Raw genomic sequence first — 16,367 nt, 5'->3', positions numbered from 1 at the left:
CGTTTTAACTTAATAAATAGAAAAGAGATCAATTGAAAATTGATGATGGAGATGAAAGTATGAGAGAAATTGAATTTTTTGACACAAGTTTAAGAGATGGGGAGCAAACGCCAGGAGTGAGTTTTTCAATTAAAGAAAAAATCGCGATTGCAAAACAACTTGAAAAATGGGGAATCACTGTCATTGAAGCGGGATTTCCTGCAGCGAGTCCAGATAGTTTTGAAGCTGTAAAACAGATTTCGTCAGTACTGACAAAAACTGCTGTGACTGCGCTTGCGCGTTGTGTTATCTCAGATATTGATCGAGCTGTTGAGGCGGTACGAGATGCAAAACATCCGCAAATTCACGTCTTTATTGCGACCAGTCCGATTCATATGAAGTATAAATTAAAAATGTCCGAAGCTGAGGTGCTTGAAAGCATTAAAAAATGTGTTTCTTATGCACATCAATTTGTGGAGAAAGTTGAATTTTCGCCAGAAGATGCGACGCGTACTGATCGTGAATTTCTGTTGAGCGCTGTTCAGACTGCAGTTGATAGTGGTGCGACTTACATCAACATTCCAGATACAGTCGGCTATACAACGCCAGCTGAATTTACCGACATTTTTTCTTATTTGATTGAAAATGTAACAGCAGATCATGAGATCATTTTCAGTCCTCATTGTCATGATGATTTGGGAATGGCGGTGGCAAACAGTCTTTCTGCCATTAAGGCTGGTGCTGGTCGTGTGGAAGGTACAGTGAATGGGATTGGTGAGCGTGCTGGAAATGCTGCGCTTGAAGAAATCGCTGTGGCGCTACATATTCGTAAAGATTATTATCAAGCAAAATCTCCTTTACAGCTCAATGAAACTGTAAATACGGCAAGTCTTATTTCACAATTTTCTGGAATTGCGATTCCGAAAAATAAAGCTGTGGTTGGAGCGAACGCATTTGCGCATGAATCCGGAATTCATCAAGATGGGGTACTTAAAAATCCTGAAACGTATGAAATTATCACGCCAGAGTTGGTTGGTGTTCATCATAATTCACTTCCGCTTGGAAAACTTTCAGGTCGGCATGCATTTGTTGATAAGATGACAAGTTTAGGAATTAGTTTTGATGAAAATGAAATTCCACAACTTTTTGCAAAATTTAAAACACTTGCAGATAAGAAAAAAGACATTACGGACGCGGATATTCGTGCACTTGTCGCGGGCGATACCGTCAAAAATCTCGATGGTTTCGTCTTTGATACCGTCAAAATAGATGGACACGCGGCAGTCGTGACCTTGAGAAATCAAGATGGTGAGATTTTTGAGAGTGAAGGATCTGGATCTGGATCGATTGATGCGATTTTCAAAGCGATTGATAAAGTCTTCAATCATGAGGTTCAACTTGTCTCTTACTCCGTGGATGCTGTTACAGATGGGATTGACGCGCAGGCAACAACTGTCATTTCTGTTGAAAACCTCGCGACAGGGACCATTTTCAACGCGAAAGGAATTGACTATGATGTCTTGAAAGGTGGCGCAATTGCCTACATGAATGCCAATGTTCTCGTGCAAAAGGAAAATTCGCAAGGAAAACAAAATAAGATTTCAGCACATGATGGGATTTGATGGAAAATAAAAAAAACTAAAAAATGAACGATGAAAATAGTCCACGTCTAACTGAGCTGAAAAAATTTTTTTAGCAATGTAGCGAGTGGGAAACATGGATCGTCAACGCTGAATTATTTTGGCGTTCACAAGAATGAACAAAAGCATCAGAACTTGAAATAAGAGGAGAAAAATCATGAATAGCACAACACTCCTCACTTACCTCATTGCTTGTGTTTTCATCATTTGTGCTCCTGGTCCGTCGGTTACTTTTTTGATTACGACAAGCGTTGAGCAAGGAAAAAACAGTGCTTACAGAATTATTCCAGGGACTTTTCTTGGTGATTTATCAGCGATGATTCTTTCGTTTATTGGTGTTGGTGCTTTAATTCATAGTGTTCCAAGTTTTGAAATTGTTTTAAAATACGTTGGTGGTGCACTCTTGATTTATCTCGGTGCATTGAAAATTTATCAGCGAAATAAGGCAAATAAGGAAAAGAATAAACTGTTTTTATCAGGATTTCTTCTAACGTTTTTCAATCCTAAAACCATTATTTTCTTTGCTTCATTTATTCCTCAATTCGTTAATAAAAATGAAAATATTGCTTTGCAATTCTTTATATTGGGAACGCTATATCTGGTGGTTGGCTTGATAAACGATTTCACATACGCGACTTTTGCCCATTATTTGGGGAAATTGCTTGGTCAAAAGATAAGTCGGATGGCGATAATATTTGGCGGAGGATTTTTAATCCTCTCTGGAATTTTGATAGTGTTAAAATAAAAGTGCGTCAAATTTGACGCAAATAGAAAGAAAAAAATGACTAAAAAAATTGTAACTTTATCAGGCGATGGCATCGGTCCTGAGATTATGGAAGCAGGACTTGAAGTGCTGTCAGCACTGACAGAATGTTTAAACGAGACGTACGACATTGAAGCGCATGATTTTGGTGGCATTGCCATTGATCATTTTAATACACCATTGCCTGAATCAACATTGGATGCGGCAAAAAATGCGGATGCGGTTTTATTGGCCGCAATTGGACATCCGAAATACAATGGCGCAAAAGTACGTCCAGAGCAGGGTTTACTTCAATTGCGAAAAGCACTCGGATTGTACGCAAATGTTCGACCATTAAAAATATATGAAGAACTTAAAAATTTTGCACCGATTAAGAATGTTTCAGAAGTTGATTTTGTGGTCATCCGTGAATTGACAGGTGGAATCTATTTTGGCGCACATGAGCTTGAAGAAACGAAAGCACGTGACATCAATGATTATTCAGCAGAAGAAATCAAGCGCATCATGATCTTCGCATTTGAAACAGCCAGAAAGCGCTCCAGAAAGCACGTCACTTCAGTAGATAAGCAAAATGTACTCGCAACTTCTAAACTTTGGCGAAAAATTGCAGATGAAGTTGCACAAGATTATCCAGATGTCACGTTAGAGCATCAATTGGTTGATTCTTGTGCCATGCTTTTGATTACCAATCCGCAAAAATTCGATGTCATTGTGACAGAAAATCTTTTCGGCGATATTTTGACAGATGAAGCATCGAGTTTGGCTGGAACGCTCGGCGTGATGCCATCAAGTTCTCATGGCGAAAGTGGCTTAGCACTTTATGAACCCATTCACGGCTCAGCACCAGACATTGCAGGACAAGGGATTGCGAACCCCGTTGGGATGATTTTATCCGTTGCGATGATGTTAAGAGAAAGCTTTAATGAAAGTGCTGCCGCTCAAAAAATCGAAGATGCAGTTGAAAAAACGTTTCGTGATGGGTATAGAACTAAAGATTTAGGTGGCACAACGACCACACAAGCGCTGACAAAAGCAATTATCGCGCGCCTTTAAAAACTGTCAGTACTGACAGAAATGAAAAATCGGTGCTGTCAGTACTGACAGAAATAAAAAATAGAAAAGAGTAGAATGATGAGTGGAAAAACAATCTTTGACAAACTTTGGGATCGGCATGTGATTGCTGGGAAAATTGGAGAACCTCAACTTTTATTTATTGACCTCCACGTGATTCACGAAGTAACAAGCCCACAAGCGTTTCAAGGCTTGCGCGATAACCATCGCAGCGTTCACAGACCTGATTTAACTTACGGCACGCTCGATCACAATGTACCAACAAAAGAAATTTTTGACATCCGCGATTTGATTTCCAAAAAACAGATTGATACATTTACGGCAAACGTCAAGGAATTTGGCATTCCTGCAGAACTCCATGGCTCAAAAGGACAAGGAATTGTCCACATGGTCGCACCTGAATCAGGACGGACGCAGCCAGGAAAGACAGTGGTTTGCGGCGATAGCCACACGGCGACTAATGGCGCATTTGGTGCGATGGCATTTGGAATTGGGACAAGCGAAGTGGAACACGTCCTAGTAACTCAAACACTCTGGCAAGTAAAGCCAAAGCGCATGAAAATTGAGTTTACAGGAAAACCACAAAAAGGGGTCTATTCCAAAGATTATATTTTAGCCTTGATTGCTAAATACGGTGTCGATGCAGGTGTCGGCTATGCGGTCGAATACACAGGAGAGGCGATTTCTGATCTCTCGATGGAAGCGCGAATGACGATTTGCAATATGTCCATCGAATTCGGCGCGAAATTGGGGCTGATGAATCCAGATGAAAAAACTTACGCATACGTCAAAGGACGTCCAGAAGCACCTGAAAATTTTGATGAAGCAGTCAAAGACTGGAAAACGCTTGTCAGTGATCCTGATGCTGAATATGATAAAGTCCTCACAATTGACGTGAGTCAGCTCAAACCAATGGTCACATGGGGCACGAACCCAGGAATGGGACTCGAATTTGGCGAAAAATTCCCTGAAATTGATGGAAATATCAACTATGAGCGTGCTTATAACTACATGGATATGAAACCCGGCATGACAGCTGAGGACATTAATCTTGGCTACGTTTTCCTTGGGAGCTGTACTAATGCGCGCCTTGAAGACCTGCGTGAAGCAGCCGCGATTGTTAAAGGCAAGCACATCGCAGAGAATATCGTGGCCGTTGTCGTTCCTGGTTCACGACCAGTCAAAACAGCAGCAGAAGCTGAAGGATTAGATGAAATCTTCAAGACAGCAGGCTTTGAGTGGCGTGACCCTGGCTGCTCGGCGTGTCTTGGCATGAATCCCGACCAAATTCCTGAATACGTCCATTGTGCTTCATCAAGTAACCGTAACTTTGAAGGGCGCCAAGGTCCTCACGCGCGTACACACCTTGCAAGTCCAGCGATGGTTGCAGCAGCAGCAATAGCAGGAAAATTCGTGGATGTCAGAGCGCTCGTCACTTCTGTCAATGAATCCTAACATTATCCGCACATAAGGAGCAAAAACAATGGAAAAATTTACAATTTATTCTGGAACAACCGTTCCACTCATGAATGATAATATTGATACCGACCAAATCATCCCCAAACAATTCCTCAAAGCGATAGATAAAAAAGCGTTTGGACAAAATCTTTTTTTTGAATGGCGATTTTTGAATGGCGATTACGATGAAAATCCAGAATTTATATTGAATCAGCCTGAATACCGTCACGCTGGACTATTAATTTCAGGTGATAATTTTGGTTCTGGATCAAGTCGCGAACATGCCGCTTGGGCACTTTCCGATTACGGATTTAAAGCAGTGATCGCAGGATCATATTCAGATATTTTTTATAATAATAGTTTAAAAAATGGACTGTTGCCCATTGTCCAGCCACGTGAAGTGTTAGAACAGCTGGCACAATTGGACGCATCAGAAGCCATTACAATTGATTTACCCAACCAAACAATTCAATGCTCAAAAGGGACATTTCCCTTTGAAATTGATGCCACATGGAAACACAAACTCATCAACGGACTTGACGACATCGGTATCACCTTACAATACCTCGATCAGATAGAAAAATACGAAAAATCACGTCCCTCATATTGGCAATAACGAAAAAGTACCTCCGCACTTTTTTATGATTACTACTGACAATATGAGCACAAAAAAGTTATCCAAAGATAACTTTTTTTAATGTGAATTTTTTATCACGGAACGACATTCAAATCGAAGGTTAGTGTGTTGAGCAAGCTTCCTCAAATAGCGAGGCAGTCGCCGCATGAATCGCTTTAGCCGTTTGACTGTTATTCATGGTATAAAGATGTATCCCACTCACGCCTTGCGTCAATAAATCAACAATCTGATCAATCGCATATGCCAAACCCGCATCTCTTAAAGCAATTGGATTATGCTCATATTTATCAAGCATCGCAACAAATTTTCTCGGCAAATGTGTGTGTGAAGTTTTCAAAAGTCTCAACGCTTGTTTGCGATTGATGATCGGCATAATTCCTGCCAAAATTGGGATGTTAATATCTGATAAGGCACAGCGCTCTTGAAACTGATAAAAACACTCGTTATCTAGGAAAAATTGGGAAATGAATTCCTGACACCCGGCATCCATTTTTTGTTTGAGATAGTGAAGATCACTAATGACCGATTGAGATTCAGGATGACATTCTGGATAACACGCCCCACTGATTTTAAAGTCTGGCGCGGTAGATTGGATAAATTCAATCAAATCACTCGCATATTTAAAATCCGAAGGAGTTGATAAATCAGGAGTCAAATCACCTCGCAAAGCTAATACACGATTAATGTTTAGCTCAGCGCAACGCTTTAAAATATTTTCAACTTGTTTTTGATTAAGCGCACAAGCAGGAAGATGTGCTACTGTTGGAATATTTAAAACATTCGTGACATAATCAGCCACTTTAATGGTTGTATTTTCAATATTTTCCCTTTTATTACTGCATGTCACACTGATAAAAGAAGGAGATAAACTTTTCAATTCGTCAAGTGTGGTCAATAATTTTGAGGTTCCCACATCCGTATTTGGCGGGAAAACTTCAAAAGAGAGACGAGCAGCACTCTCGTTTTTTGTCATAGGTATTTCTTTCTATATGTCTTAGCAGCCTCAGAAAGATGAGCTAAACTTTCTTTTGTTTCTTTACTTGCTCTTGTTTTTAAACCACAATCTGGATTAATCCAAACATGATCAACAGGAACTTTCTCTAATATGCGCTCAATTTGCGTTTCAATTTCTTCAACTGATGGAATTCTTGGCGAATGAATATCATAAACACCAGGTCCAACAAGTGTTTTAAAATGATTTTCTTTTAAACTATCCAAAATAGAAAGATCTGAACGACTCGCCTCAAATGAAATGACATCCGCATCCATTGCATCAATAGCAGGAATAATATCCGTAAACTCTGAATAACACATGTGCGTGTGAATTTGAGTTTCTGCTTTGACTTTTGCATGGACGAGGCGAAAAGCAGGAATTGCCCAATCCAAATACTCCTTATTCCAATCGCTCTTTCTTAAGGGTAATTTTTCTCTAAGCGCAGCTTCATCAATCTGAATGATTCGAATACCTGCACGTTCAAGATCCAAAACTTCCTCTTGAATGGCTAAGGCAAGTTGAAGTGTACTTTCTTTTAGACTAATGTCTTCACGCGGAAAACTCCAATTTAAAATCGTAACAGGACCAGTTAACATTCCTTTCATGACTTTTTGAGTCTGTTCTTGTGCAAATTTTGACCATTTTACCGTCATGGGATTAGGACGACGAATGTCCCCCCACACAATCGGTGGTTTCACACAACGTGTTCCATAAGATTGAACCCACGCTTTTTGTGTGAAGACATATCCACTCAATTGCTGGCCAAAGTATTCAACCATATCATTGCGTTCAAATTCACCATGAACCAATACATCAATACCGATTTCTTCTTGGAATTTGATCCATTGCGTGATTTTTTCTTTTAAAAATTGCTCATAGGCATCATCAGAAAGTTCATTTTTTTTATGTGCTAAACGCGCCACGCGAATTTCTTTGGTTTGAGGAAAAGAACCAATCGTTGTTGTTGGGAGAAGGGGAAGTTTGAGTGCTTCTTTTTGAATTTCAAGTCGTTTTGAAAAAGAAGGCTGACGTTCGAAATCTAAAGCGGTCAAGTGATCAATTTTTTGAGCTAAAGCATCATCTTTTTTTATCCGATTTCCAGTAAAATAACGTTCATTTTCAACTAAAAATGCAGTATTTCCGTGAAATACAATGGCATCAAGCTCATGAAGTTCTTGAAGTTTCTCTGTAGCAAATGCAAAATGATTGAGAATATCTTGAGAAAGTTGTGTTTCAGAGGTGATTGTGACAGGAACATGCTGTAAAGAACAGCTGGTACTCAATACAAAGTGAATATTTTTTGGCCATTGACTGATAATGTCCAGAGTTTTTTGATAATTATTTTTCCAAATATTTTTTCCATTAACTAAACCAGCAAATAAAATTTTATTTTCAGGAAAACCATAGCGTTCAATTAAATGAAGACTTTCGCGTCCTTCCACAAAATCCAAACCGATTCCATCAAAATCAAGCGCTAAAAGCGTCAAATAAGCATCTCTGACATCTCCAAAATAAGTTTGGAGTAAGACTTTTGTGGTTTTCTTTTCTTTCAAAATTTCTTGATATAAAGTTTTGAACAACTCAAGATCTGCATCATTTTGTTCTAAAACTAACGCTGGTTCATCAATCTGAAGCCAAGTCACATTGTTTTTATCCAATTCATTTAAAAGAAGTTTGTAAGCAGTTTGAAATGAAGCAATAAAATCTTCGGGGCGTGCGTTTTCAGTGTAAGTCGCTAATTTTAAGAAAGTATAAGGACCAACGAGCGTCGGACGCGTTTCAATTCCAGATTTTCTTGCTTCTAAAATTGATTCGAGAATCTGATCTGTACTTGCTTTGATTTGAGTTTCAGAGCTAAGTTCAGGTACAATATAGTGATAATTTGTATTGAACCATTTTTTCATAGGGAGTGCTTTAACATCAATTTTTTCAGTCTGCAACCCCCTTGCCATAGCAAAATATGTTTCTAATGCATTCAGATTTAAGTCTTGGAAACGTTTTGGAATCGCATTTAAAAAACGAGATGTATCAAGGACTTGATCATAAAATGAAAAATCATTTGAAACAGGATACTCAATCTCAGCTTGTTTTTGAAGGTTCCAATTTTCGATTCGAATTTCTTTTGCTGTTTTTTCAAGTGATTCTTGTGATAAATCGTGTTTGAAATATTTTTCAGTAGCGAATTTAAGTTCTCTGTTTTTTCCAATTCGTGGAAATCCAATAATTGAAGTGGTCATCAGTCATTCTCCATAGCAAAACTTGCTTTTCTATTCATTTTTAGTATGAAAATAGTATAGCACGAAATTGAAATTATAGATAATATATATTTTTTGTGATATATTATAGGTATTAACTATATAGAGGTGGTCATGAGAATTCAACAATTGCAATATTTAGAAAAAATCGCAGAAACTGGATCAATTAATGAGGCAGCCAAAAAACTCTTTATTAGTCAACCCTCCTTGTCCCAAGCGATGAAAGATTTAGAAGAAGAGTACCATGTTCAACTTTTTTATCGCAGTAAAGTTGGGATTACATTAACGGATACAGGACGTGAGTTTATAAACTATTCCCGTTCGGTGTTGGACCAAGTGAATCTTTTAGATGAGCATTTCAAAACAGAAATGCAACGCAAACAGATTTTCAGTGTCTCTGGCCAACATTACGCGTTTGTAGTGCACGCTTTTGTTGAATTGGTTAAACAGCTCGGAGGAGAGCAGTATCACTTTACCTTACGAGAAACTCAAACAGAAAATGTATTAAATGATATTCAAAGTTTTCGCAGTGAGTTAGGGGTTATTTATCTCAATGCTTTTAATAAAACAGTATTGAAACGGTTGATCTCTGAAAAATCATTAGAATTTACTCCATTATTTGAAGCGAAACCGCATATTTTTGTGGGACGAGACAATCCATTGACAAAAAAGAAAAGCATTAAGCTTTCTGATTTAGAAGATTTCCCCTACCTTTCTTATGAGCAGGGGGATACGAATTCATTTTATTTTTCAGAAGAGATTCTGAGTCCTTTAGCACATAAAAAAAGTATCCAAGTGAGTGATCGAGCAACAATTTTTAACTTAATGATTGGTTTAAATGGTTATACGATCAGTTCAGGGATTATTAGTAATCAACTGAATGATGAAAAAATTATTGCGATTCCACTGGAAGTTGAAGATACGATTACTTTGGGATATTTAAAACACAAAAAGATTGAAATGAGTGAAACAGCTAAAAAATATTTAGATTTACTTAATCATCATATAAAAAGTTATGGTTTTCATGTCTTTGAGGAAAAATAAAAACAATCCGCTGTCAGTACTGACAACGGGTTGTTTTGTAATTCGATTACTTCGATTTAATATAATTTGTTCCATCTGCTTTTGGCGCGACTGCTTTTCCAAGGAAAAGAGCCAAAACGACGATGGTAACAACATAAGGTAACATCTGCAGGAAGGTTGATGGAATTTCTTTAATTCCAGGAATTTGTCCACCCACTACTGCAAGTGAAGTAGATAATCCAAACAGAAGTGATGCAAGCATTGCACCGATTGGATTCCATTTTCCAAAAATCATGGCTGCTAATGAGATAAATCCTTGACCAACGATAGTAGAAACAGAGAAGTTTCCAGAAATTGCTTGTGCATAAATCGCTCCTCCGATTCCTCCGAGTACGCCAGAAATTAAAACACCTGCCCAACGATAAGCATAAACGTTAATCCCAAGTGTATCCGCCGCTTGAGGATTTTCTCCAACAGAACGTAACCGAAGTCCAAAACGCGTTTTAAACAAAACATACCAAGCGATAAAAGCGATGACGATGGCAATAAATGCAGGAAGAGAAGTTTGAGTGAAAAATATTTTTCCAATCACAGGGATTTTATTGAGGAGAGGAAAATTCCAGTATCCGATTTGTTGGTTTATATTGATCTGTCCTTGTTTGTAAATGACTTGCACCAAGAACACACCAAGTGCTGGTGCCATCAAATTTAAGACTGTCCCCGAAATAATATGATCCGCTCTAAGATTAACCGTCGCAACAGCATGTAATGATGCAAAGAGTGCACCAATCAATGCACCAAATAGGATGGAAATCCAAGGTGTCATACTTCCAAAGATACTTGCGGTGGTTAAATTAAAGATTACCGAACCAAAGGCACCCATGGTCATGATTCCTTCAAGTCCGACATTTACAATGCCACCTCGTTCTGAGAAAACACCACCGATAGAAGTAAAAATCAATGGAGTTGAATAAATAAGCATATTTGCAACAATGATTTGCAAGGTATTGACTAAATTCATTTTACTTGTTCTCCTTTATTCTTGGATTTTGGAAGAATCACTTCAATTACAAACTTAATGGCAATAAAGAAGATGATGGCTGCCGTAACAACTTGAATAATCTGTGGTGGAATAGAGTCTGTCATCATTCCAGGTGCACCGGTTTGTAAAATTGAAAAGAGAAGTCCGGCAAACAAAATACCAATCGGATTATTACCTCCAAGAAGTGCAACAGCCATTCCATTAAATCCAATGTCAAGTGAACCTGTTTGAACGACGAAATTTTGCATGTAACCAAAACCATAAACCACGCCACCAAGTCCAGCCAAAGCTCCAGCAACAACCATTGATAAGATAATTGTTCGTTTTGAGGAAATTCCAGCATATTCAGAAGCATCCGGATTTAACCCAACGGCATTAATTTCATATCCGAGTGTGGTTTTAGAGAAAGTCACGGCCATTACAACGAGGGCGATAAGGGCAATGAAAATCCCGATGTTAAGTGTCGAGCTATTCGTTAAGTTGGATAACCATTGCGCACGGAAAGTGGCGTTTGAACCAACAGGGTTTGTTTGGTCAACAGAAGTGGCCATAATTAATTTTTTAGCCATGACATTGTGAACCACGAAGGTTGAAAAGTAAAGAATGATATAGTTCAACATGATGGTTGTGATGACTTCTGAGGTTCCAAGTAATGCGCGTAATACACCAGGAATGAACCCCATGATTGCCCCAAAAATCATCCCAATGATGATCACTAATGGAATCATGATCAGTCGAGGAATATCTGGAAAAGAAAGGGCAAACCACATCGAAAAGAGCCAGCCAGATAGCGCTTGTCCAGACATTCCAATATTAAAAAGTCCTGCTTTCATCGCAATTGAAAAGGCAAGTGCTTCAAGAATTAATGGCCCTGCAGTTTGAATTGTTTCGCCGATTGCACGTGAATTTCCCAATGCAGAAATAAAGAGGTCTTCGTATCCCCAAATCGGATTAAATCCAAAAATTAACATGATGATTGCACCAAGTACAAATCCTGCAAGGACTGCAATGATGGGCACAAGAATTGTTTTTGTCTTACTGCTCATTAATCTTACCTCCGACCATTAGTATGCCAAGTTCTTGTTTATTTGTTGTTTCAGGAGTAACTTCACCTTGGATTTTGCCATCGTGAATGACAAGAATCCGATCAGAGACGTTAAGGATTTCATCCAGCTCAAAGGAAACAACAAGCACTGCTTTTCCTTCATCTCGTGCTTGAATGAGTCGTTTATGAATATATTCAATAGCGCCTACATCAAGTCCTCGAGTGGGTTGGCTGACAATTAATAAATCAGGGTCTCGATCTATTTCACGCGCGATAATGGCCTTTTGTTGATTTCCGCCAGACAAAGAAGCAGCAGAAATGAGTTCACCTGCACCGCGCACATCAAATTCTTCCATCAATGCGCGTGCTTTTGCATTCATTTTGTTGTAATCCAGAAATCCAAATTTACTAAATGGTGCTTGATAATAAGTTTGTAAAGCCATATTCTCAGCAACGGTCATTTGTAAAACTAAGCCATAACGGTGGCGATCTTCTGGCACGTGTCCAACCGATTGTTCTGTGATTTTACGGGGGCGTTGATTGGTGATGTCTTTACCTTTGAGGGTCACTTTCCCAGAATCAACTTTCATTAATCCTGTGATGGCCTTGATGAGTTCTGTTTGTCCATTGCCATCAATTCCAGCGATTCCGACAATTTCACCAGCACGTACTTGAAGAGATAATCCTTTAACAGCAAATGATCCACGTGATTCTTTCACTTTGAGTGATTCGACATCTAAAACAATCCCTTTTGGATGAGCAGGTTCTTTTTCAGTAGTGAAAGAAACAGAACGTCCCACCATCATTTCTGCAAGTTCTTTATTGGATTTATCACCTAACTCCACCGTTTCGATGGACTTTCCACGCCGAATCACTGTAATGCGATTTGCTACGGCACGAATTTCGTCTAGTTTGTGAGTGATGAGAATAATTGATTTTCCTTCTTTGATCAAATTGTGTAAAATATCGATTAATTCAAGGATTTCAGCAGGAGTCAAAACTGCTGTTGGTTCGTCTAAAATCAGGATGTCTGCACCGCGATAAAGCGTTTTTAATATTTCAACTCGCTGTTGCTGTCCGACAGAAATATCTCTGATGTACGCATCTGGTTCCACAGCAAGTCCGTATTTTTCAGATAATTCAACAATTTTTTGACGTGCTGTCTTTAAATCAAGTGAGATTCCTTTTGTTGTTTCGCTTCCAAGAATGATATTTTCTGTGACGGTAAAAGCATCAACTAACATAAAATGTTGGTGTACCATTCCAATTCCAAGATTTGCCGCTTTGGAGGGAGAATCGATTTTTTCGAGTTTTCCTTTTACATGAATTTCGCCCTCGGTTGGCTCTAATAACCCTGATAAAATATTCATCAGCGTTGATTTTCCTGCACCATTTTCACCAAGCAAAGCGTGAATCTCACCTTTTCGAAGCTCAAGATTGATGTTGTCGTTTGCAACAAAATTACCAAATCTTTTGGTAACGTTAATCATTTCGATTACATTTTCGTTGGCCATTTTGGCTCCTTACTATAAAATATATGACATTTATTTAAAATATATTTCAATTCCTGTCAAATTATGCCGTAAATATTTCTGAAAAACAACACCATCGAAAGCCCGTCGTATCAGCGGTTAACGGAAAATAAATACAACTCATTATATCAAAAAACAGTGCAATGTGAAAGCACTTTTTATTGAAATTTTATTGGATATGAATTTTTCGATATAATAAATCAATTTCGATATTAACTGTGACGGTGAGCTGGTCGTAAGTTTTCAAATGCGCTAATCCGCTGGGTTTTATTTTCCAGTAGTGAGGCGTCATTAATAATAAACTCATCAGATCTTCCTTTGATGTAATTAACACTTGATAACTTAGGGTGTGGCGTTGAATATCATAGTCGAAAAAGGGTTTGATGGTTTCTGATTTTTCCTTTTCGTGGATGACAGGATAGATGATGTTTTTTAGCTCAATGAGATGGTTTGATCCCGCACGGACAATGACAATTGCACCATCTTGTGTTAAAATCCGGTCCATTTCTTCAACGGAGTATTCAGCAAACATGGATAAAAGAATGGAGATCGAGTGATCCATAAAAGGTAAATGAGCAAAATTTGCAACAATCCATTGAAGATTTTTATCGCGCTTTGCGGCCATGCGAATCCCAATTTTGCTGATGTCAAGACCGTAACCGTCAAAATTTTGATCGGTTTTCTCTTGAAACCTTGAAAGATAATATCCTTCACCACAGCCGATGTCAACGATTGAAGGTTGTGGTAAAGCGATTTTTGAGCATGCGTCAAGAAGTGTAGCGTTGAGTGCGTCAGACAATGGACTGTAGTATCCGTGCGCTAAAAAATTGCGTCGTGCAGTCATCATTTCCTTCGCATCTCCGGCGGTTTTTTTCGCATTTAGCACTAAATTTAAGTAACCTTCTTTTGCCAAATCAAACGAATGAGCGTTGGAACATAAGAAAACGCGTTCTTTTCTTTCTAATATTTCCCCACACACAGGACATTTTAATATGCTTATCATTTTATTTTCCTACCTTTAATGATTTCTTCATTTGGCGTGACACGAATGGTTTTTTCACGATCATAAGTAACAAATCCAGGCGCAGTTCCAGTAGGTTTATGAAGCTTTTTAGCCTCTAAAACATCAACTTGAATAAGATTAGAATTTCTTGCTTTTGAAAAATAAGCTGCGAGTTCTCCGGCAAAAGTAATGGTTTCATCTGACGGCTGGGGATTTCCTGTGATGAGCACATGAGATCCTGGAATATCTTTAACGTGGAACCACAAATCCCCTTTACGACTGAGTTTGAAACTGACCTGTTCATTTTGTAAATTATTTTTTCCGACAATAATCACGGTGCCATCATCTGCCCTGTATTTTTCAGGAGGAAGCATTTTTTGTTTTTTATTGCGATATTTTTGTTTGATGTATCCTGTTTGAATTAATTCTTCGCGTATATCTGCAATTTCAGGAACGTCTGCATTTTCGAGATTGGATTCTACAGATTCCAGATAAGAGATCGTTTGTTTGGTATTAAGAATTTGTTCGTTTAGAAATTTGACCGCCTGTTTTAATTTTTGATAGCGATGAAAATAGCGTTGCGCATTTTGAGCTGGAGTTTTTGAGAGATCTAACGCGATTTCTATCGGTTCATTGGTGTAGTAATTATCAAGGATTACGAATGGTTTATCATTTGGAACAAGATGTAAAAACGTGTTTAAAAGTTCTCCTTTTTGACGATAAATTTCTGCATTTTCTGTTGCTAAAAGTTCTTTTTCTTGTTTTTTTAATTTTTCACGATTTTTTTTAAGTTCGTTTTGTACTTTCTTAATTACTTCACTTCCGATTTGTTTAACCCGATCGCGCTCAGCTTTATCATCATAGTAAAAATCAAGCATTTCAGAAAGTGTATCAAACGTTTTTAAAGGATTTGATAGTTTGATGGATGAAAAACTATCGTTTTCATAAATTGATGGACATTTTGTTTGTAGAATTTGTTTAAAATCAGAAACTGTCAGTACTGACAGAACTTTTAAACTGTCACGCCCGATCCCTTGAAAAGTTTTTTGAAGTGTGTTGGTTTGTAGGGCTTCGAAAATTTTTTCGTCAGTACTGACAAAAGGATTATTTTCACTGGAAAGTGGTGGGGCAATATAAGATGATCCTGGCAAAATTGTTCGATATTGATTTTGAGAAAATCCAACGTGTTTGATGGATTCAATGATGCGCTCAGAAGTTTTGTCAAGCAAAATAATGTTGCTGTGTTTTCCCATAATCTCAACAACCAATGCAATTTTGATGCGATCTCCAATTTCATCTTTACTTGAAATATGAAACCAAATTTGACGATCGTTTCCAATTTGTTCGATTTTTTCAATTAAAGCCCCAGCCAAATATTTTCTTAGAATCATGACAAAATTATTCGGATTTTGTGGATTTTGAAATTCTGTTGTCGTCAATTGAACCCGTCCAAAAGTAGGATGTGCTGACAATAAAAGTTTTTGTGTTTTACGCTCTGATCGAATGGATAACACTAATTCTTGCTCAAAAGGTTGATTGACTTTTTGAATCCGTCCGCCATTAAGTGCGCGCACTAATTCGTCAGTCATGTGGTGTAAAAAAATGCCGTCAAAGGACATGAATTGACCTCTTTTCTTGTTTGTCAGTACTGACAAAAACTTATTTTAATCTGGCATAGGAGCCGCTGACTAAAAAAGGGCTGTCAGTACTGACAAAAATCATTAACCTTAATTTTAACACAAATTGCTTCACTTTTCTCTTGCATTTTATCAAAGATTGGTTTATACTAAATAAAAAATCACAGAAAAAGTGAAATCAAAATGTTAAAATCAAATTTCAAATCATGGCAAAGCTGGCATTTTTGAAGTTGTATTTGTGCAGAAGGCATGGATACAATTTTGGAGGACTTTCAAAAAGTATCTATG

At 38.0% G+C, this 16,367-nt stretch carries 13 protein-coding genes; 6 read left to right on the top strand and 7 right to left on the bottom strand.

What is annotated here, in order from left to right; all coding sequences use genetic code 11:
- Positions 1-59 precede the first annotated feature (59 nt).
- From GHI93_RS02390 to leuD, 5 genes are all read left to right on the top strand, one after another.
- Complete coding sequence (locus GHI93_RS02390) at positions 60-1,601, top strand: 2-isopropylmalate synthase (RefSeq protein ID WP_153495495.1); 1,542 nt, start codon at positions 60-62, stop codon at positions 1,599-1,601.
- A 175-nt stretch (positions 1,602-1,776) separates the two neighbouring features.
- Entirely contained in the window at positions 1,777-2,364 is a 588-nt protein-coding gene (locus GHI93_RS02385; protein ID WP_153495250.1) for a LysE family translocator, read from the top strand.
- A gap of 36 nt (positions 2,365-2,400) precedes the next feature.
- Positions 2,401-3,435 (top strand): 3-isopropylmalate dehydrogenase, encoded by a 1,035-nt coding sequence (leuB, locus tag GHI93_RS02380; RefSeq protein WP_153495249.1) that lies wholly within the window; start codon positions 2,401-2,403, stop codon positions 3,433-3,435.
- A 78-nt stretch (positions 3,436-3,513) separates the two neighbouring features.
- Entirely contained in the window at positions 3,514-4,908 is a 1,395-nt protein-coding gene (gene leuC / locus GHI93_RS02375; protein ID WP_153495247.1) for a 3-isopropylmalate dehydratase large subunit, read from the top strand.
- 28 nt (positions 4,909-4,936) lie between these two features.
- A complete protein-coding gene (gene leuD, locus GHI93_RS02370) occupies positions 4,937-5,527 on the top strand; it encodes a 3-isopropylmalate dehydratase small subunit (protein ID WP_153495246.1) in 591 nt (196 codons plus the stop codon).
- Between the two features lie 121 nt (positions 5,528-5,648).
- On the opposite strand, the gene metF is transcribed toward leuD, so the two are convergent.
- Together metF and metE are read right to left on the bottom strand one after the other, a co-directional pair.
- A complete protein-coding gene (metF, locus tag GHI93_RS02365; protein WP_153495244.1) occupies positions 5,649-6,521 on the bottom strand; it encodes a methylenetetrahydrofolate reductase [NAD(P)H] in 873 nt (290 codons plus the stop codon).
- Positions 6,518-8,779 (bottom strand): 5-methyltetrahydropteroyltriglutamate--homocysteine S-methyltransferase, encoded by a 2,262-nt coding sequence (gene metE / locus GHI93_RS02360; protein ID WP_153495242.1) that lies wholly within the window; start codon positions 8,777-8,779, stop codon positions 6,518-6,520. Before metE ends, metF begins: the two co-directional genes overlap by 4 nt.
- A 132-nt stretch (positions 8,780-8,911) precedes the next feature.
- Here metE and GHI93_RS02355 point away from each other — a divergent pair, with 132 nt between their 5' ends.
- Positions 8,912-9,841, top strand: a complete 930-nt coding sequence (locus tag GHI93_RS02355) for a LysR family transcriptional regulator (protein WP_153495240.1) — start codon at positions 8,912-8,914, stop codon at positions 9,839-9,841.
- 46 nt (positions 9,842-9,887) lie between these two features.
- Here GHI93_RS02355 and GHI93_RS02350 read toward each other — a convergent pair whose 3' ends face one another.
- The 5 genes from GHI93_RS02350 to GHI93_RS02330 form a co-directional block, all read right to left on the bottom strand.
- The gene (locus GHI93_RS02350; protein WP_153495238.1) at positions 9,888-10,841 is read right to left on the bottom strand and encodes an ABC transporter permease; all 954 of its coding nucleotides are present in this window, start codon (positions 10,839-10,841) and stop codon (positions 9,888-9,890) included.
- Positions 10,838-11,908, bottom strand: a complete 1,071-nt coding sequence (locus GHI93_RS02345) for an ABC transporter permease (RefSeq protein ID WP_153495236.1) — start codon at positions 11,906-11,908, stop codon at positions 10,838-10,840. The genes GHI93_RS02350 and GHI93_RS02345 overlap by 4 nt, the downstream gene beginning before the upstream one ends.
- Positions 11,898-13,421, bottom strand: a complete 1,524-nt coding sequence (locus GHI93_RS02340) for an ABC transporter ATP-binding protein (RefSeq protein ID WP_153495235.1) — start codon at positions 13,419-13,421, stop codon at positions 11,898-11,900. The genes GHI93_RS02345 and GHI93_RS02340 overlap by 11 nt, the downstream gene beginning before the upstream one ends.
- 187 nt (positions 13,422-13,608) lie before the next feature.
- On the bottom strand, positions 13,609-14,442 hold the full coding sequence (locus GHI93_RS02335; RefSeq protein WP_153495233.1) for a putative RNA methyltransferase: 834 nt from the start codon (positions 14,440-14,442) through the stop codon (positions 13,609-13,611).
- Positions 14,439-16,061 (bottom strand): Rqc2 family fibronectin-binding protein, encoded by a 1,623-nt coding sequence (locus GHI93_RS02330; RefSeq protein ID WP_153495231.1) that lies wholly within the window; start codon positions 16,059-16,061, stop codon positions 14,439-14,441. Before GHI93_RS02330 ends, GHI93_RS02335 begins: the two co-directional genes overlap by 4 nt.
- Positions 16,062-16,367 lie beyond the last annotated feature (306 nt).

It is taken from the genome of Lactococcus hircilactis (genome assembly GCF_009601015.1).
GTDB lineage: Bacteria > Bacillota > Bacilli > Lactobacillales > Streptococcaceae > Lactococcus > Lactococcus hircilactis.
Note: the sequence above shows the minus strand (reverse complement) of the source record. Positions and strands in the feature narration are given on the sequence as shown.